The organism is Micromonospora sp. H61, assembly GCF_018070325.1.
GTDB lineage: Bacteria > Actinomycetota > Actinomycetes > Mycobacteriales > Micromonosporaceae > Micromonospora > Micromonospora salmantinae.
Map to the genome: position 1 here is coordinate 24,997 of NZ_JAGPXY010000057.1, position 18,646 is coordinate 43,642.

Annotated in this window: 17 protein-coding genes; 14 read left to right on the forward strand and 3 right to left on the reverse strand. The window is 72.1% G+C overall.

Features of this window, described 5'->3' with window-relative positions:
• The first annotated feature begins 81 nt into the window (after nt 1-81).
• From KBX08_RS24245 to KBX08_RS24265, 5 genes are all read left to right on the forward strand, one after another.
• Nucleotides 82-1,218: a glycosyltransferase gene (locus tag KBX08_RS24245; protein ID WP_210785707.1), complete on the forward strand. Its 1,137-nt coding sequence runs from the start codon at nt 82-84 to the stop codon at nt 1,216-1,218.
• The gene (locus tag KBX08_RS24250) at nt 1,215-2,267 is read left to right on the forward strand and encodes a glycosyltransferase (RefSeq protein WP_210785693.1); all 1,053 of its coding nucleotides are present in this window, start codon (nt 1,215-1,217) and stop codon (nt 2,265-2,267) included. The genes KBX08_RS24245 and KBX08_RS24250 overlap by 4 nt, the downstream gene beginning before the upstream one ends.
• Nucleotides 2,264-3,754: a glycoside hydrolase family 130 protein gene (locus tag KBX08_RS24255; RefSeq protein WP_210785694.1), complete on the forward strand. Its 1,491-nt coding sequence runs from the start codon at nt 2,264-2,266 to the stop codon at nt 3,752-3,754. Before KBX08_RS24250 ends, KBX08_RS24255 begins: the two co-directional genes overlap by 4 nt.
• Nucleotides 3,755-3,783: 29 nt before the next feature.
• Nucleotides 3,784-4,998, forward strand: a complete 1,215-nt coding sequence (locus tag KBX08_RS24260) for a PP2C family protein-serine/threonine phosphatase (protein ID WP_210785695.1) — start codon at nt 3,784-3,786, stop codon at nt 4,996-4,998.
• A gap of 69 nt (nt 4,999-5,067) precedes the next feature.
• Nucleotides 5,068-6,135: a DUF2855 family protein gene (locus KBX08_RS24265; RefSeq protein WP_210785696.1), complete on the forward strand. Its 1,068-nt coding sequence runs from the start codon at nt 5,068-5,070 to the stop codon at nt 6,133-6,135.
• Between the two features lie 6 nt (nt 6,136-6,141).
• On the opposite strand, the gene KBX08_RS24270 is transcribed toward KBX08_RS24265, so the two are convergent.
• Both KBX08_RS24270 and KBX08_RS24275 read right to left on the reverse strand, forming a co-directional pair.
• Nucleotides 6,142-6,942, reverse strand: coding sequence for a SigB/SigF/SigG family RNA polymerase sigma factor (locus KBX08_RS24270; protein ID WP_210785697.1), 801 nt, complete (start codon nt 6,940-6,942; stop codon nt 6,142-6,144).
• Nucleotides 6,943-7,171: 229 nt separating this feature from the next.
• Nucleotides 7,172-7,357: a hypothetical protein gene (locus KBX08_RS24275; RefSeq protein WP_210785698.1), complete on the reverse strand. Its 186-nt coding sequence runs from the start codon at nt 7,355-7,357 to the stop codon at nt 7,172-7,174.
• A gap of 321 nt (nt 7,358-7,678) precedes the next feature.
• On the opposite strand from KBX08_RS24275, the gene KBX08_RS24280 reads away from it, so the two are divergent.
• Genes KBX08_RS24280 through KBX08_RS24290 form a run of 3 tightly spaced genes read left to right on the forward strand, consistent with a single transcriptional unit; the run spans nt 7,679 to nt 10,962 of the window.
• Nucleotides 7,679-9,562 (forward strand): sigma-70 family RNA polymerase sigma factor, encoded by a 1,884-nt coding sequence (locus KBX08_RS24280; protein WP_210785699.1) that lies wholly within the window; start codon nt 7,679-7,681, stop codon nt 9,560-9,562.
• A 14-nt stretch (nt 9,563-9,576) separates the two neighbouring features.
• Nucleotides 9,577-10,239 (forward strand): DUF305 domain-containing protein, encoded by a 663-nt coding sequence (locus tag KBX08_RS24285; RefSeq protein ID WP_238690761.1) that lies wholly within the window; start codon nt 9,577-9,579, stop codon nt 10,237-10,239.
• Between the two features lie 24 nt (nt 10,240-10,263).
• Entirely contained in the window at nt 10,264-10,962 is a 699-nt protein-coding gene (locus KBX08_RS24290) for a hypothetical protein (RefSeq protein ID WP_210785700.1), read from the forward strand.
• 22 nt (nt 10,963-10,984) lie between these two features.
• Here the strand turns inward: KBX08_RS24290 and KBX08_RS24295 are convergent, their stop codons facing one another.
• On the reverse strand, nt 10,985-11,545 hold the full coding sequence (locus KBX08_RS24295; RefSeq protein ID WP_210785701.1) for a GNAT family N-acetyltransferase: 561 nt from the start codon (nt 11,543-11,545) through the stop codon (nt 10,985-10,987).
• 81 nt (nt 11,546-11,626) lie between these two features.
• Between KBX08_RS24295 and KBX08_RS24300 the strand changes: the two genes are divergently transcribed.
• The 6 genes from KBX08_RS24300 to KBX08_RS24325 form a co-directional block, all read left to right on the forward strand.
• Complete coding sequence (locus KBX08_RS24300; protein WP_210785702.1) at nt 11,627-12,337, forward strand: siderophore-interacting protein; 711 nt, start codon at nt 11,627-11,629, stop codon at nt 12,335-12,337.
• Complete coding sequence (locus tag KBX08_RS24305) at nt 12,334-13,605, forward strand: MFS transporter (RefSeq protein ID WP_210785703.1); 1,272 nt, start codon at nt 12,334-12,336, stop codon at nt 13,603-13,605. The genes KBX08_RS24300 and KBX08_RS24305 overlap by 4 nt, the downstream gene beginning before the upstream one ends.
• Nucleotides 13,602-15,101 carry an MFS transporter gene (locus KBX08_RS24310; protein ID WP_210785704.1) on the forward strand — a complete coding sequence of 500 codons (1,500 nt, stop codon included), beginning with the start codon at nt 13,602-13,604 and terminating at the stop codon, nt 15,099-15,101. Before KBX08_RS24305 ends, KBX08_RS24310 begins: the two co-directional genes overlap by 4 nt.
• Before the next feature lie 50 nt (nt 15,102-15,151).
• Nucleotides 15,152-16,321, forward strand: coding sequence for an acetyl-CoA carboxylase biotin carboxylase subunit family protein (locus KBX08_RS24315; protein WP_210785709.1), 1,170 nt, complete (start codon nt 15,152-15,154; stop codon nt 16,319-16,321).
• A complete protein-coding gene (locus tag KBX08_RS24320) occupies nt 16,318-17,946 on the forward strand; it encodes an IucA/IucC family protein (RefSeq protein ID WP_210785705.1) in 1,629 nt (542 codons plus the stop codon). The genes KBX08_RS24315 and KBX08_RS24320 overlap by 4 nt, the downstream gene beginning before the upstream one ends.
• Nucleotides 17,943-18,646: IucA/IucC family protein (locus KBX08_RS24325; protein WP_282102887.1), on the forward strand; the 704-nt coding region annotated here is incomplete at its 3' end. The genes KBX08_RS24320 and KBX08_RS24325, both read left to right, overlap by 4 nt.

Here is an 18,646-nt window from a genome sequence, read left to right on the forward strand (position 1 = left end):
CACGCTGACCGGCGTGCGCCGTCCCCGCGTGAGGCTCACTCGTACTCCTGCGGTGGCCGACAACCGGAAGGCCCGATGTTCATGCTCAGCTACGGATTCCTCAGCACCCACCCACCGACCCGGTGCGGACTGGCCACCTTCAACGCGGCCCTCGCCGCCCAGTTGACCGCCGACGGCACCCGCAGCGGCATCGTCCGGGTCACCGATCAGGGCGACGACCAGCGACCCGTACCCGGGGTCGTGCACACCTGGTCGGCGCGTAACCCGGCCGGCTGGCGGGAGGCGGCGGCCGCTCTGAACGCGTACGACGTGGCGATCGTCCAGCACGAGTACGGCATCTACCCCGGCACCGACGGCGAGGAGGTCCTGCCGTTGCTGCGGCGGCTCAGCGTGCCGAGCATCGTGGTTCTGCACACAGTGCTCAGCCAGCCCTCGGCCCGGCAGAAATCCCTGTTGGAGCAGATCGTGGCGACCGCCGGGGCGGTCGTCACGATGACCGACACGGCCCGCGACCGGCTGCTCGTCGGATACGCCGTGCCAGCGGGCAAGGTGACGGTTATCCCGCACGGCGCGGCCGAGCTTGCCGGCGTACCCGTCGACCGGCGTACCCGCCCGCACCTGCTGACCTGGGGGCTGCTCGGGCCGGGCAAGGGCATCGAGTGGTCGTTGCGGGCCCTCGCGCGGTTGCAGGATCTGGAACCGACTCCGACCTACACGGTGGCGGGGCGGACCCACCCGAAGGTGATCGAGCACCACGGTGAGGTGTACCGGGCGGGGCTGCACCAGCTCGGTGCCCAGCTGGGCGTCGCGCACGCCGTCGACTACCAGGACGTCTACCACGACCAGGAGGCGCTGGGCCGGTTGATCCGCTCCGCCGACGTGGTCGTCCTGCCCTACGACTCCCGCGAACAGGTCACCTCCGGGGTGCTCATCGAAGCGGTGGCCGCCGGAGTGCCCGTCGTGGCGACGGCGTGCGGGAACGCCGTCGAGCTGCTGACCGGTGGGCCCGGTCTGGTCGTACCCCACCAGAACCCGACGGCACTGGCCAAGGCGATCCGGCGGGTCCTGACCGAACCGGGCCTGACCGCCCGGTTGGCCGGACGGGTTCGCCCGCTGGCCGCGCACCTGCGTTGGCCTGCGGTGGCGGCCCGCTACGGCGCCCTCGCCGAAGAGCTCGTCGACGCCCGCTCACCCGCCGTCAGCGCCGTGCCGGCGTGACGGCGACCACCGGACGCCCCCGGACGTCGACGCGTGGGCGCTGGGTGACGGCACCCGCGCCGAGCTTCGCGCACCTGGCTCGGCTCAGCGATGACACCGGTCTGTTCGAGCACGCACGGCACGCCATCGTCCGGCGTGAGCATGGTTACTGCACCGACGACGTGGCCCGCGGCCTGCTGGTCGTCAGCCGCGAGCCGGAGCCGAGCGAGGAACTGCTCCGGCTGGCGGAGGGATACCTGGCGTTCCTGACCCACGCACAGGACGCCGGCGGAGCGTTCCGCAACCGGCTCGGGTACGACCGGCGTTGGGTCGACGAACCAGGGCTCGGCGACTGGTGGGGTCGAGCTCTGTGGGGCCTGGGCACTGCCGTCGCCCGCAGCCCCGCCCCATGGGTACGCGAGGAGGCGCTGGTCGCCTTCAGCCGGGGCGCCACCCGCCGAGCCAAGGCCCCGCACACGATGGCCTTCGCCGGTCTGGGCGCGGCCGAGGTGCTTCGCCGTCATCCGGGCCACGTCGCCGCCGCGTCCCTGCTGGCGGACGCGGCCAGCACGATCGGCCCGCCGGCCTCCGATCGGGGGTGGCCGTGGCCACGGCAGGAGCTGACGTACGCGAGTGCCGCCCTCGCCGAAGTGGTCATCGCCGCGAGTCAGCTTCGCGAGGGTGGCCCACCTCTCGACGATGGCCTGCGCATGTTGACCTGGCTGCGCGATGTCCAGCTCCGCGACGGACGGCTGTCGGTCGTACCCGCCGGGGGTTGGCGGCGCGGCGCCGTACGGCTGCACCACGACCAGCAGCCGATCGAGGTCGCCGCCCTCGCCGATGCCTGTGCCACGGCGGCCACTGTCACCGGTGACCCGGAGTGGGACAACGGGGTGCGGCAGGCGGTCGGATGGTTCCTCGGCGACAACGACCTCGGCACGCCGATGTGGGATCCGGCGACCGGCGGTGGCTACGACGGGCTGACCGCGCACGGGCCCAACCTCAACCAGGGCGCCGAGTCCACCCTCGCGCTCATCTCCACGCTGCAACACGCCCGGCGGTGGTCGTGACAGGGAGTCTGGCCGTCCGGCAGGACGTCACTCTCACCCCGGACCCACGCCGTGTCATCGTCAAGCTCTTCGTACCGGGTGAGGACGCCGCGGTGGTACGTAACCGCGCGCGGGCGCTCATCGACCGGGTCGCGCACCTCGACGACGAGGAGACCGGCCGGCTGTTGCGGGACACGTTCGACCGGTTCGGCGCCCGGCACCGCGACCTGGCTGGCACCTTCCACCACCACTACGAGCTGGTCCGGCACCGCGCCGCGCGGGCCCGGGACCTCTCACCGAACAGCCGGCTGCTGGTCGGCGCCTACTTCAGCCACGAGTACGCAGTCGAGGCCGCCGCCCTGTGCAACCCGTCGATGGTGGTCCACCCGGACCAGAGCGGTCTCGGCCCGGGGCAGCTGCGCGTCGCCATCAGCCTGCGCCAGGTAGGGGAGGGCCACGTGTCCTCGATCGGTTTCGCCACCGCGATCGTCGGACCAGGGGAACAGCTCACGATCGCCGACCGGGCCGGGCCGTTGGTCGTCGGGCAGCGGATGGGCGTACGGCACCGCCGGGACCTGCTCGTTGCCGGCCTGGCCGAGGAGGAGTGCGACAACGAGGTCGCGGCCACGGTGCTGGACGCGTTGCCCGAGTGGTACGACGAGGCCGCCTTCGAGCGGGTGCTCGGCACCCTGCCACCCGATCTGCTCTCCCGCAGCACCGGGTTGGGGACCGTCGAACAACTTCGTCGCACCAACGCCGGTAGCTACGCCACGGCCTTCCCCGCGGACACGGTCCTGCACCAACGGGTGCTGTGGCCGGCGACCCCGGCGGAGAGCAACGGCATGGAGGACGCCCGGTTCGTCCGCTTCGTCGATGAATCCGGGCCGGTGTATCGGGCCACCTACACCGCCTACGACGGCCGGAACATCGCCACCCGGGCGCTGGCCAGCGACGACCTGCGCCGGTTCGAGATGACCCCGATGCGCGGACCGGGTGCCCGCAACAAGGGGCTCGCGCTGTTCCCGCGTACCGTCGGCGGCCGGCACCTGGCACTGTGCCGCGCCGACGGCGAGACCATCGGCCTGACCGCCCTGGACGGCGAGAGCCGCTGGCAGGCCCCGACCCCGTTGCACGCACCGGGCGAGAGCTGGGAATTGATCCAGGTCGGCAACTGCGGATCACCGATCGAGACCGACGTCGGCTGGCTCGTGCTCACCCACGGCGTCGGGCCGATGCGTCGGTACGCGATCGGTGCGCTCCTGCTCGACCTGCACACACCCGAGCGGGTCGTCGCTCACCTGCCTGGTGCGCTTCTCGCACCCGACGAGGACGACCGGGACGGGTACGTGCCGAACGTCGTGTACTCCTGCGGCGCGCTCGTGCACGACGGTGAGTTGTGGGTGCCGTACGGGGCGAGTGACGCGCGAGTGGGATTCGCCACCGTGCCGCTGTCCGCGCTCCTCAGCGCGATGGTCGAGGCGGGCGGAGAATGCGCTGGGGCGGGGTAGCCTCACCGCTGGACAGGGGGAGGTGAAGCATGGCCGACATCGGCGAGGTGGTGCGTTGGTTGCAGCTCAACGCGCCCCGGGGTGGCCCGGACGAGGTGTCGCAACTGGTCGCCCGTGCGGCGCCCGCTCTCGATGCCAGCGAGATCGTGATCTATCTGGCCGACTACACGCAGACCCTCCTCGTGCCGCTGCTCGGCGCGGGACTCGACCGGGATCAGTTGCCGATCGAGACGACGCTCGCCGGTCGGGCCTTCACCACCCTCGCCATCCAGCGCGCGCCCGACAACCCGGACCGGGTCTGGGTGCCACTGCTGCTCGGGTGTGAGCGGATGGGCGTACTGGAGATCGTCTCCCCGGCCGCCGCCGACGAGACGATGGACGCTCCGGCCTGGGAGGTGGCGGTCAACGTCGCCCAGATCCTGGTCAACCGCCGGCTCTACGGTGACGTGGTCGAGCGGATGCGGCGGCGGATGCCGATGCAGGTCGCGGCCGAGATCGTGTGGGGCCTGCTCCCGCCGCTGACCTTCGCCACCGACGACCTGGTGGTCACCGCCATCCTCGAACCGTGCTACGACGTCGGCGGCGACATCTTCGACTACGCGTTGAACGACGACGTGCTCAGCGTCGGGCTCTTCGACACCTGCGGGCACGGCATCAAGGCGAGCACCCTGGCCTCGCTGGTGGTCAGCGCGTACCGCAATGCCCGTCGGTGTGGCCTCGACCTGGTCGACACGGCGATCAGCATCGACCGGTGGGTGCGCTCCGAGCACCCGAACTTCTTCGCGACCGGGTTGCTCATCGAGTTGGACCGCCAGACCGGCCAGCTCAGCATGATCAACGCTGGGCATCCCGGTGCGATGTTGCTGCGTGACGGCAAGGCAGTTCGGGAGCTACCCGGGCCGACCGTGTTGCCGCTGGGCCTGGGTCACCTGTCCCCTCGCCGACCGCGGGTGCACGTGGAGAATTTGCACCCGGGCGACCGCATTCTCGCCTACACCGACGGCATCACCGACGCCCGTAGCGCGGAGGGGGAGCAGTTCGGGTTGGACCGGCTCGTCGACTTCGTCAACCGCGCCCTGAACGACGGGTTGCCCAGCCCGGAGACGATGCGTCGCCTGGTCCGCGCGGTCGTCGGCTACCAGGACGACCAACTCGATGACGACGCCACTGCCCTGTTCGTGGAGTGGCGGCCACCGCACCTGCCGCTCGCGCACCTCCGCGACCTCGCCGCGCTCCGACACTGACCGGGCGCAGTGGGATTTTGCACTCCCAGTGCACTTGTCTCCGATTGCGAGGCTGTCTAGCGTCACCTCATGGCTGACTCATGGACCTTCGCCGTGGCGCGTGACGACCTCGGGCAGACTACGCTCGTCGATGGCTCCACCCCCGCCCTGGCCGACGGTGAGGCGCTGCTGCGCGTGGACCGCGTCGGCCTCACCGCCAACAACGTGACCTACGCGGTGCTCGGCGACTCGATGCGGTACTGGCAGTTCTTTCCGCCGGCCGCCCAGGGCCTCGGGCCGCAGTGGGGCCTGCCGCCGCTCTGGGGCTTCGCCGAGGTGGTCGCCTCGGCGGTGGCCGGTGTCGAGGTGGGGCAACGGATCTACGGCTACCTGCCGCCCGCCGGTCACCTCGTGGTGCGGCCGGACCGGGTGGACGCGTCCGGGTTCCGCGAGGCGAGCCCGCACCGGGCCGAACTGCCGTCGCCGTACAACGCGTACCGGTCGACCACCGGCGACCCGGCGTACCAGCGCGACCAGGAAGATCTGCTGATCCTTTTCCGTCCGCTGTTCTTCACCTCGTTCATGCTGGCCGACCAGGTCGTCGACAACGACTTCTACGGTGCCGGGGCGCTGCTGGTGTCGTCGGCGTCGAGCAAGACCGCGTACGCCGCAGCGTTCGAGCTGCACGGGCGTGGGCCGCGCCTGGTCGGTCTCACCTCGCCGGGCAACCTGGCGTTCACCCGGTCGCTCGGCTGCTACGACGAGGTCGTGTCGTACGACGACATCGACGCCCTCGACGTGGTCCCGACGGTCTATCTCGACCTGTCCGGGGCGCCCTCGACCCGTGCCGCAGTGCGTCGACGCCTCGGCGATCGGCTCGTCCGGGACATCGCGGTCGGGCTCACCAACCAGACGCCGAACGCCGCCGCCGCCGAGGAGGTGTTCTTCGCGCCGGTGCAGATGCGCAAGCGCAGCCACGACTGGGGCCGCGACGTCCTCGACCAGCGGTTCACCGAGGCGTGGCAACGCTTCGCCGCGGTGGTGAGCGGGTGGCTGGACGTTCGGGTGGGTGCCGGGCCGGAGGCGCTGCGACACGCGTGGCTCGAGGTTCTCGCCGGTCGTACGCCGCCACGGGTGGGCCACGTCATCCAGCTCTGATCGGGCTCAGGCAGCGATGTCCGGGTTGAGCTGTAGGCGCAGCGCGGCCAGCGAGCGGGTGATCAGCCGGGACACGTGCATCTGTGAGACGCCGATCCGCTCGGCGATCTGGGCCTGGGTCAGGTTGCCGTGGAAGCGCAGGCTCAGGATCTGGCGCTCGCGTGCCGGCAGCGTGGCGAGGGCCGGGCCGAGGGCAACGCGGATCTCGACGAGGTCGAAAGCGCGGTCGTCGTCGCCGAGGGTGTCCCCGAGCTCCCGGCTGCCGTCAGCCCCGGTCGGGGTGGACAGAGACGTGGCCCGGTAGGCGCGCGCGCCCTCCAGCCCTTCCAGCACGGTCTCCTCGGTCACGTCGAGGTGGGACGCGATGTCGGCGACGGTCGGCGAGCGGCCGAGGGTCTGGGTAAGGGCGCTGTTCGCCGCGCTGATCGACAGGCGCAGCTCCTGGAGGCGGCGGGGCACCCGCACCGCCCAGGTGCGGTCCCGGAAGTACCGCTTGATCTCGCCGATGATTGTGGGAATGGCGTACCCGCTGAAGTCGACACCTCGGTCGTGGTCGAAGTTGTCCACGGCCTTGATGAGCCCGACGAAGGCGGTCTGGGCCAGGTCGTCGTCGGGTGCGCCGCGCCCGCCGTAGCGGCGCGCCAGGTGCCGGGCGAGCGGCAGCCACGCCTCGATGGCGCGGTCCCGCACTGCCGGGCGGCGGGGATCGTCCGCCGGGGTCGCCGCCAAGGCGGCGAGGAGGTCATCCGGGCTCTGCTCGCTGCTCCGCTGATCGGCGCTGCTGGCGTTGTCGACGATGGTGGCCATGTGGGTGGTCCTTCCCGCAGGCCCGTCGATCGAGTCGACCGGAAGAGTCTCCGAACCGGCTGCCGCCGGGGCGCACGTACGGGCGAAGGTGCGCTGTCGCAAGGCCACGAGCACGGGCCTCGCCACCGCGTCATGTCGTTCACTTGATGACCCGGACACTACCCGAAAGACCGATTATTTTCTAGCCGAAAGTATGAGGCTAGGCGTTTGGGGAGGGAGCTGGCGGGGATCAGCCGCGCTGATCCAAGGCGTCGACAGCGGTCGTGGCCGGCTGGGCCGGCTTCACCGCGAACGGGTGGCGCAGTCGCCGCATGGCCTCCTCGCTGCTGTCGAAGGTCACCGCCGGTCCGTCCAGCACGTCACCGTGGGACGTGGCGAGGAACAGGGCGGGTCGACCGTTGTCGTTCGATGTCATGCAGGGATCCTGTCTCTACGAAAGGGGTGCGTCTGGGGCCTCGGCAACGTCGGCCGTGCGACCTGGTGACGCTTCGGCGCACACGCTGGCGCCCGAATGCTGGTGTCCTGTGCACGGGCGAGCGCCCGGCGACACCGACACCCCGCACCATACCCGCCACCGCCACCACATATGCGCCGGCGACGGACCCGTCTCGCTTGTGGCGAGCCGGCGGCCCGGGAATTCTGTAATCCCACCCGCTGCCGCGAGTCTCCGATCTTGAGGGCGGTCAGCACACCCAGCGTGGGCGCCGCGCGGATCAGCATCCAAGGAGTGAGACCCATGTCGTCAGCCGGTCGAGCACTGCCCGATGTCGGGTTGGTCGTCGCGGCCCGGCAGGGCGACCAGCGCGCTCTCGACGACGTCGTCGCGGCCTCGCTCCCGCTGGTCTACAACATCGTCGGGCGTGCGCTGCGCGGGCACGCCGACGTCGACGACGTGGTCCAGGAGACGTTGGTACGGGTGATCCGGTACCTGCCCGCGCTCAACGACCCGGCGGCATACCGGTCCTGGCTGGTGGCGATCACCATCCGCCAGGTGCGTGACTGGGAGACGCGCCGGCGTGTCGCGCTCAACCGCGATGCCGGTCTCGACGCGATCCACAACGTGCCCGACCCCGCCTCCGACTTCGCGGGGATGACCATCCTCCGGCTCGGCCTCACCGACCAACGACGCGAGGTCGCCGAGGCGACCCGCTGGCTCGACCCGGACGACCAGGAACTGCTCTCGCTGTGGTGGCTGGAGGAGACCGGCGAGATCACCCGGAACGAGGTCGCCGACGCGCTCGGGCTGTCACCCGGGCACGTCGCGGTGCGGATCCACCGGATGAAGGAGCAGATCCAGAGCGCCCGCGGCGTCGTACGCGCGCTCCGCGCCCGCCCCGGCTGCCCGGACCTGGGAGCCGTGACCGCCGAGTGGGACGGCACGCCCAGCTCGCTGTGGCGCAAGCGACTGGCTCGACACGTCCGCGACTGCGCGTTCTGCGGACGGCTGGGCACCACCCTGCTGCCGATCGATCGGCTGCTCGCCGGTATGCCGTTGCTGCCGCTGCCGGCGGGTCTCGGCGCCCACCTGCCGAGCGCGGCCACCCCGGCAGCCGCCGCGCAGGCCGTCGCGCCGCCTGGCCCGACGGCCGGACCCGCCGCCGGGTCGACCCCACCGGGCGCGGTGCCCACCGATGCGGGCGGCGGCCCGAGCGTCGTCGACCTCGCGGTGAACCGGCCCCGTGGCCTCGTACCGTCCCTCGCCGCCGGTGTGGCCGCCGCCGTCCTGGCCATCACCATGGCGGTGGTGATCCTGCCGGACGAGCCGTCCGCACCCTCGTGGGCGGCGCCGCCGTCTGCCGCGCCCACCGCCGTCGCCGCCCCGAGCGTCGCGCCCTCGCCGAGCGCACGGCCCTCGTCGAAGGCTGCGGTCGCGCCGGCGGTCAGCTCCGCCCGCAAGGGCGTCGGGGTGTGGAACTTCGCCGGGGCGAGTCAGGCGTTGGCGAACTCCAAGGCCGGCTGGTACTACACCTGGGGCACCCAGCACCCGGGGATCAGCACGCCGCGCGGTGCGACGTTCGTGCCGATGATCCGCAGCGCGGAGAACGTCACCGCCGCGGAGCTGGCACGGGCCAAGGCCGCCGGGCCGTACCTGCTCACCTTCAACGAGCCGGACATGCCCGAGCAGGCGAACATGACAGTCGAGCAGGCGTTGGACCTGTGGCCGCAGCTGATGGCGACGGGCAGCAAACTGGGCAGCCCGGCGGTCGCCTGGGGCGGGCCGGACCCGCAGGGTTGGCTGGACAGGTTCATGACCGGCGCGCAGGCCCGGGGCCACCGGGTGGACTTCATCACGCTGCACTGGTTCGGCGCCGACTTCACGACCGCCACTGCGGTGGCCCAACTCCGGCAGTACCTCCAGGCCGTCTACCAGCGCTACCGGAAGCCGATCTGGCTGACCGAGTTCGCGCTGATCCGCTTCGCCGGGGGCGGTTCGCAGTTTCCCACTCAGCAGCAGCAGGCGGCCTTCCTCACGGCGGCCACCGCCATGCTCGGCCAACTCCCCTACCTCCAGCGCTACGCCTGGTTCGGGCTACCCGCCACGGACAAGGACCGGTCCGGGTTGTTCAGCGACGGGACCGAGGCGACAGTGGTCGGCCGCGCGTTCCAAGCCGCCCGTTGAGCACCGGCGAACGGATGGACGAGCAGATCATGGTGGTGCGCCGAGGGCGTCGCGTACGGGCCGGGCGGCTGGTCGGCGTCGTCGCGACCCTGGTCGCCACAGCATTGGCCGTCGGGCTCAGTCAGGGCTGGGGCCGCACCGACCAGGCACCAGCAGCGTCGTCGGTAGCAGCGTCGCCGACCGCTGCGGTGCCGACCGCGCAGGTGGTGCTCAACGGCACCGACGACGCCTTCATCCAACTGCTGATTCCGATGAACGAGGGCGCGCTCGCGCTGATCGACCAGCTCGACAACCGCCCGGCGGATCCGTGGCTGCGGGCCCTCCTCGGCGAGGTCCGGAAGGCCCATCAGGCGGAGTTGCGGGACCTGCGTGGGCTGTTGGCAGCGGGCAACGTGCCGGAGCTGAACATCCACGAGGGGCATCAGATGCCCGGCATGGTCACCGAGGCCAGCCTCGCCGAGCTACGAGCCGCGTCCGACGCGGAGGTGTCGTCCCGGGCGGCTGGTCTGATCCGGGCGCACCTCGCGCAGACAGTGGTGCTGTGCCGGGGCGAGCAGGCCGCCGGGGGAAGCCCGGAGCTGAAGGCGCTCGCCGGCCGGATCCAGCAGGCGCGGGCCGCCGAGCTGAACACGCTGGACAACCGGCCCGGCGCGCCCACCGCCGCTCCGGGCGGCTGAACATGCGGCCCAGAGGACCGGCCGATGCGGACGTCTGACCTGCACACCGACGTCCACCCCCCGTCCCGGGCGTCCCGTCCCGCCCACCGTGCCGTCACGTCGGACGCCGTCCGCCCCTTGCGGCGCGCGACGCACCGGACCCGCAGCGCGGCACCGGCCGACGCGGTCATGCCGATGCCGGCGGCCGGTTGGCGCGGCGGCCACCGTCGCGCCGCCGGCCGGGCCACCATCGTCGCCTCGGTTCTGACGGTCAGTCTCGGATGGCTGGTCGCGATCCTCGTCGCACCGCACGTGACCCTCTCTCCGGGTGCGCGGATGGTCGCCCTCTTCTGCCACCTGACCTGCCTCGTGGTGGGCTTCGGCGCGGTGCTGACGGTGGACTGGTTCAGCCTCCGCTGGCTGCTGCGCCAGGAACCGCTCGGCACCGTGCTGACCGCCGCCCGCGGAGCGCACCTGCTCATCTGGCTGGGTCTGGTGGGTCTGCTCGCCAGTGGGGCCGCCCTCGGACCGGACACGTCGTCCGGGCTGGTCTGGGTCAAGTTGCTGGCGGTGCTCGTGGTCGGCGTCAACGGGCTGTTCCTCGGCCGGGTCCGGGATCGACTCGTGGCCGTGCAGGGCCGCCCACCCTGGTCCGCCCTGCTGCCCGGCGTCGCCGCCGCCACGATCTCGCAGCTCGCCTGGTGGACCGCGACCCTCGTCGGCTTCTGGAACGCCAACGGCTGACAGTCGCCGGCTGCGTCGCTGGTCAGGCCGGCGTCGGGTGCCTCTCCGCGAACCGGGCGCGGGTCAGGAACGCGAGTTGGGCCCGCTTGTCCGGCATGTCGATCTCGGAGTCGAAGGTGAAGCCCTCGATCTCCAGTCGGCGTAGGGCGAGGTGGTTGCGGACGTCCGGCTCCACGACGATCCGCTGCGCGGCCGGATCGCGGAACAGGAAGCGGGCGACGGCCGGGCCGGCCGCGTTGGTGAGGCTGCGGGCGAGGCGTCGGTCGGGGCTGAGCAGCAGGTGCATCCCCACGTCGCCGGGCTGGACGGGGTAGCGCTCGCCGACCGGGTCCGCCTCGGGCTGATAGCTCTGGAAGAGGCCGACCGGCTCCCCGTCGACAGTGATCAGGTACGCGTGGTGCGTGGGCAGACTGTCCACAAAGGCGTAGATCTCGCGGACCTCTTCGAGGGTGTGCGAACCCATGCCCCAGAAGGAGTTGCGGGGCAGGGTCACCCAACCGTGCAGAAGGGCGGCGTCCCGGTCCGGGTCCACGGTCACCAACGACAGCTCGCCGAGACCGGCGATCTTCTCCTGGTACGTCATCGGGCGCTGTCCTCTGTTCCATCCGGGGCGCAACTTAGGTTAACCTCCCCTAACCAAGGATGACCTTACCTGGAGGGGTGCGTGAAACGGAACTGGGAGGCCCTGGTCCTCAAGGCCATGGGAGGGCGGGACTTTCAGTTGACCGTCCTGAGCACCGAGTCGATCGACGGGCACTACCAGCGGCTCCTCCTGGACGGGGGCGGCCTGCTGGAGACGTGCGGGGTGCACCCCACGATGTGGATCCGGCTGTGGTTCGACAACGACGGCAGGGCCCACCAGCGCGCGTACACGCTGGTGGACCCCGATCCGGCCACCGGCCGATTCACACTCGAATTCGCCATCCACGACGGCTGTGCGGCCCGCTGGGCCACCACGGCCAAGGTCGGCGACACCATCAGCGCGACAATGCAGGGCAGCGCCTTCGAGCTGCCCGACCCCGCGCCCGAGCACCTCTACCTGGTCGGCGACGCGGCCTCGCTGCCTGCGGTGAACAGTCTGCTCGACGCCGGTGCCGACATTCCGGCGACGGTGTGGCTGGAGTACGCCCACGAGGGCGAGAAGGCACTCGCGCTGCGGGCCCGGGCGCACCACGACGTCACCTGGGTGCCAAGGCGCGACGCGGGTCAGCATCTCGTGGACACGGTCTGCGCGGCAGTGCCGACCAGCGGCGCTGGCCACTACTGGGTGGCCTGCGAGGCGGCCACCACCCGGGGCATCACCCGACACCTGCGCAAGACGCTGGGCGTCGACAAGGACCGGCTGACCTCCCTCGGCTACTGGAAAGCGGCATGAAGGGCCGGCTCGGCACCCTGACCGCGCTGTACGTCACCCAGTACCTCGGCGTCGGCTTCATCACCGTCGGGCTCACCGCCATCCTGCGCGACGGTGGTACCTCGCTGGACACGCTGGCGCTGTTGCAGATCGTCGGCCTGATCTGGCCCATCAAGTTCCTCTGGGCGCCGATCCTCGACCGGTACGGCTCACGGCACCGCGGCCACTACCGGTCCTGGCTGCTCGTGCTCCAGACCGCCCTGGTGCTCGCCCTGCTGGCGCTGCTGCCGTTCGCCAGCCCGGCCGACGCACTCGGCCCGATCATCGCGATCTGCGCCGCGTACGTGTTCTTCTCGGCCACCCAGGACATCGCCGTGGACGCCGTCGCGGTCCGGATGCTGGCCGACTCGGCCCGGGGCACCGGCAACGGCATCCAGGTCGCCGCGAGCTACCTCGGCAACCTGCTCGGTGGTGGAGCCTGCGTCCTGGTCTACGACCAGTTCGGCTGGGTGCCGGCGATCGGCCTGCTGGCCGCGATGACAGCGGTCGGTCTGCTGGTGGTGTGGCGGTTCCGGGAGCCTCCCCGTACCGATCGGGTGGAACGAATCGGCGCTGCCTACCGGGCGTTGCTGTCGGTGTTCGGCCAGCCGGGCTGCCGGTGGTGGACCTTCGGTGTGGTGCCGCTGGTGTACGTCGGTGCGGGCATGGCGTACGCCCTGGTCACCCCGGCGCTGGTCGACGCCGGGTGGTCGTTGGGTCGGATCGGCGTCGTCACCGGCGTGGTGATCAGCGCCCCGGCCATCGTGGCGGGCCTGGTCGCGGGTCTCGGGATCGGGCGGTTCGGGCGCGGTGGCGTGCTGGTGGTCGGCGGCGTGGCGCTCACGGTGTCGACGTTGTTGCTGCTGCCGCTGATGAACGGCAGGGCTCCGCTGGGCGGAACGGTCGCCGCGCTCTGCTGCTTCATGGTGGCCTACACCATCGCCAACGTCGTGCTCTACACGGTCAACATGGACTACTCCCGGCCCGACACCGGCGGCACCGACTTCACGGTGCTGTCGTCGTTCGGCCTGGTCTGCTCGTTCGTGGCCGCGTCCATCGGTCTCGCGGCGGCCGAGCGGGTCGGCTATCCGGCGGTAGCTGTCGCGGCCATCGTGCTGGTGGCCGCCGGGGTCGCCCTCGGCCTCTCCCACCAGCGGCGATTCCCGCACCGGCCCGGCCCCGCCGTCGGCCCGACCGCCGAGCCGCCCACCGAGCAGCCCGCAGTGGACGGCGTCAAGGCGGTGGCGTGACCACCGTCCAGCCGGCCACCGACACCGCGACACCGGCACGACTGCCACAGCGATGGCTCATCCTGGCCGTGCTGTGCGTCGCGCAACTGGTGGTGGTGTTGGACAACACGGTGCTGACAGTGGCGGTGCCGGTGCTCACCACCGAGTTGGGTGCCAGCACCGCCGAGGTGCAGTGGATGCTCAACGCGTACGCGTTGGTGCTGTCCGGGTTGCTGCTCACCGCAGGTAGCGCCGCCGACCGGTACGGCCGTCGTCGGATGCTGCTCGCCGGGCTGGTCCTGTTCGGGGTCGGCTCGCTGGCCGCCGGTCTGGCCAGCACCAGCGGACAGTTGATCGCCGCGCGGGCCGGGATGGGCGTCGGTGGGGCGCTGCTGGTCACCGCGACGCTCGCGGTGGCGATGCAGGTCTTCGACGCCGCCGAGCGATCCCGGGCGATCGGCATCTGGGCCGCCACCAGCGCGTTGGGCTTCGCCATCGGGCCACCGATCGGCGGCACGATCCTCGCGCATCTGCCGTGGGGCGCGATCTTCCTGATGAACGTGCCGATCGTGCTGGTCTGCCTGTTCGTCGGTCGTGCGCTGGTCCCCGAGTCCCGCGGGCCGGCCGGCGGTCGACTCGACGTGCTCGGCGCGCTGCTCTCCACCGCCGGCCTGACCGCTGTCGTCTGGGCGATCATCTCCGGGCCGGAGCGCGGGTGGGCGTCGACGGAGGTGATCGGCGCGGCGGTTGTCGGCGTACTCCTGCTCGGGATCTTCGTGCGGTGGGAGCGACGGATCGCGCACCCGATGCTGGACATGCGCTTCTTCCGGGACCGGCGCTTCGTCGGTGCGATCTCCGGCGTCGTGCTGATCACGTTCGGCGCGACCGGCGCGCTGTTCCTGCTCACCCAGCACCTCCAGTTCGTCAGGGGTTATCCCGCCTGGGAGGCCGGTCTGCGGATGGCGCCCTTCGCGCTGTCCATCGTGCTGCTCAACGTCAGTGGCGTCGTCGCGAGTGTGATCCGCCGGCTCGGCCTGGCGGTCGCCATCGCCGTTGGCATGACGCTGCTCGCGGCCGGTCTCGCGCTGGTCACCCTCTTCCCGTCCGACGGGTACGGGGTGCTGCTGGTCGGGCTGCTCGTCATGGGTGTCGGTTGCGCGCTTGCCAATCCGGCCATCGTCGAGGCGGTGATGAGCGCGATCCCGGCGGCGAAGGCCGGCGCGGGCGCGGGTGTCGACGGCACCATGACCGAGGTCGGCAGCAGCCTCGGCATCGCGGTGCTGGGTGCCGTGCTGAACGCCCGGTTCGCGGCGCTGCTGCCGGCGGCCCTGGCCGGCGCCGGGTCGTTTCCCGCGGCTCTCGCCGCCGCCGGTGAAGGAACCGAGCGGGAGGTCGTGACTGTCGCCTTCGCCTCGGCGCTGGAGACGGGGCAGTTGGTGGGCGCGGCTGCGGTGTTGATCGGTGGCCTGGTCGCCGCCGGGTTGCTACACCGGGCAGATCGCACCAAAACCTCCTAATAAGGGTAGGCTACCCTAATAGTCACATCGTGGTAGTCGACGGAGGCGGTATGCGGCTCTACCTGACCGCGCTCAACCCCACCGACGCCGTCCTGGACGGGTTCCTCCCGGCGGCGGCGTCGCTCGGGCTGCCGGCCACAGTGCTGACCGACCGGCCCGCCGAATGGCCGGCCGCCGTGCCGGTGGCGCGCTGCGCGGTCCGCGACCCGGCCGCTGTGGTCGCGGCGGCGGCACCCACCCGACCGGTGGCGCTACTGTCCAACAGCGACCATCTCCAGGAGGCCACCGCGATCGCCGCCCGAAAGCTCGGCCTGCCCGGCAAGGACCCGGACGCCGCCCGTCTCTGCAAGGACAAGGCCGCGGCCCGCCGGGCGATCGCCGCTGCGGGCCTCGATCTGGTACGCGCCGTCACCGTCGACCCCGGCGCCACGCCGGAGGTGCCGACCGGCATGTTCCCGGCGGTGCTCAAACCCCGCGAGGGGGTGGCCAGTGAGGACGCGTACCTGGTGGCCGACCACGCCGAGCTGGTCGCCCGGGTCGCCGAGATCCGTGGCCGGCGGCCGGACGTGGCACTGGTGGTCGAGGAGTACCTCGCCGGCGAGCTGCGAACCTTCGAGACCCTCGGCGACGGCACCGAGCTGGCCTCCCTCGGCGGATGGCGCACCGGTCTCGGCCCGCCGCCGACCTTCACCGAGGAGAGCCTCGCCTGGTCGCCCCCGGCGGAGCAGGCGCGCACCCAGCTGCGGGCGCGGCTCGACGCGCTCGGGGTCGGCTTCGGCGCCTGTCACACCGAGTACGTCGTCTCCGACGGCCGGGTCCGGCTGATCGAGGTGAACTACCGCCTCATCGGCGACCGGATGGACCTGATCCTCGCCGAACTGCTCGGTGTGCCGTTGTTCGAGTACGTCATCCGGCTGCACCTCGGCGAGCCGCTGGCCGCCCTCGGCCTGCCCGACACCGTCGACCGCTACGCCCAGGTGGAGTACGTCTGCGCGGCCCGGTCCGGCCGACTCGTCGCCGCACCGGGCCCCCTCGACACCGTCCACGGCGAGGTCCGGCTGGGCTGCCGTCCGCTGCGCGAGGTGGGCCGCACCGCCGAGCGCACCGGCACGAACCGCGACTACCTCGCCGTGTTGCACGGAATCGGCCCCGACGAGGGCACCGTCCGGCAGTCGCTGGCCGCCCTCCGCAACGACCTCCAGTGGACCATCGTCGAGTGAGCGACGACTGTGAGCGGGAGGTCTTCGCCCGGGTGCTCGACGCCCTGCTGCGCGAGGACCACCTCGGGCTGCGCAGCGCCGGCCGACCGGACGGACCCGACTGGTGGCAGGTGCCACACCCCGCTGGTCTGCTGCGCATTCCGGTCCGGGCGGACGGGTTCCAGCAGGCCCTGCGCAGTGCCGCGCCGACGGTGCTGCTGGTGACCCGCGCCGGCGACTTGCGGCGTACGGAGACGCTGGACGGACTGTTGACGCTGCTCGCCCCGCGCGACAACGCCGAGGCCGAGGCCGGCTGGCGGGACTTCGGCGTCGAGTGCCGCGCCGACCTGGGGGCCCGACGGCTCGCCGCCCGCAACCGGGCGCGGGTGCTCACCGAGGTGGCCGCCGAACGCGCGCTCACCCCGACCGGCCTGCCGGCGGCGGTCCTGGACGACGTGCTCGCCGCCCACCACGGCCACCCCGTCTACCCCACCGACCGGTGCCGGCACGGTCTTCGCGACGACGAACTGCTCCGGTACGCCCCGGAGCACGCCCCACGGTTCGCGCTGCGCTGGTACGCCGCCCCGGCCGAGGACGTCCGGCTCGCGGGCGAGCTGCCGTCGTGGTGGCCGCGCGCACCGCGACCGGATCAACTGCTGCTGCCAGCGCATCCGATCACGGTGGCCCGCGACGCGCTCCCGGTGGTCGACCTGCCGGTGACCCCGGTGCGCCCCACCCTCTCCATGCGGACGGTGGCGCTCGACCACGACCCGTACCTGCATCTCAAACTGCCGCTGCCGACCGCGAGTCTCGGTGCGCGCAACCGACGCACGCTGCAACCGGGCTCGCTCGCCGACGGCGCGGCCGTCGCCGCACTGCTCGACCGGATCGCCACAGCCGAACCCAGCTTCGTCGGTCGGATCCGGCACGCCGACGAGAGCACGTGGGCGCACGTCGACGCCGACGAGCACCGCGGTTTCCTGCTGCGCCGATTTCCGCGCGACCTGGCCGGCGTCCAGGTGGTGCCGGTCGCGGCCCTCGCCGCAGCCGACCCGGTGGCGGGCACGGTCCTCGAACGGATCAACCCGCAGCGGCCCGTCGCGCTGCTGGAGTCCTACCTGGACCTGCTGCTCGACTGGCACGTCTTCCTCTGGCTACGCCACGGGATCGCACTGGAGGCGCACCCGCAGAACATCCACCTGCTGGTGCACCCGGACGGCACTGTCGGCCTGCTCTACAAGGACAACGACGGCGCCCGGCTCGACAGGCGACACGCCGGCACGAACGGGCTCGCCCTGCACGACGACCGGATGTGGGCGCGCGACCCGCACGAGTTGGCCGACGTGTTCACCACCATCACCCTGCACCTTGCCGCCGCCGCGCCCCTGGTGGCCCTGGCCGCCCGAGGGCTGCCCGTGCCGACACCCGCCGAGGCGCTGGCGCCCCGGCTCGCCGCCGCCCGCGACCGCTGGGGCGACGGACCGGCGGTGCGGACCTTCACCGAGCGGGTCCTGAACGCCACCCAGCTGCCCATCAAGGCGATGGTCACCGCCGGCACCCTGCTGCCCAAACAGCGACTCGGCTGCGCCGACATCAACAAGTACTACCTGCGTACCGGCCCGAACTACCTCCGGGAGACACGATGACGAGCGCCCAGTTGCGCTCCCGGCCGGCCAGCGACACCGGTCAGCGCGCCGACCTGGCCGCCGCCCACGCCGTCTTCGGCTGTCTGCTGCGCGAGCTGGCCCCGCCGGACGGCACCCCGACCGTTGTCGACGGTGCCGTACGGCTGCGACTGCGGCACCTCGACGTCACAGTGCGCTGCGAGGTCGCGCGCACCTCGCCGCTCGGCGCGCACCGCTACACCGGCCCGGTCCAACGCAGGACCGGCGGCGGGCGGTGGGAAGACCTGGACGCGGACGGGCTGGCCGCCCTGGTCGCGGCGGAACTGACCACCCGTACCGGCCTGGTCAACGACGAGTTCGCCGAGCAGGTCCGGGCCAGCCGGGACACAGTGGCCCGGCTGCTGGCCGATCGACCGGCCGAGGATCCGACCCCCACCGGTGAGCCCGCCATCGACGCGTACGTCGACTCCGAGCAGTCGTTGGTCTTCGGCCACCCGCACCACCCCACCCCGAAGTGGCGCAGCGGTGACCCGGACAGTTGGCGGGCGTACGCGCCCGAGCTGCGCACCGCGTTCCGGCTGCACTGGCTGGCCGTACCGGACGACCTGATCGCCGACGCCGGGCCGTTCGACCCGCTGGTGGCCGCGCTCGACCCGCCGCGGCCCCCGCGCGGGCACCGCGTCCTGCCGGTACACCCCTGGCAGCTGTCGCTGATCCCGCC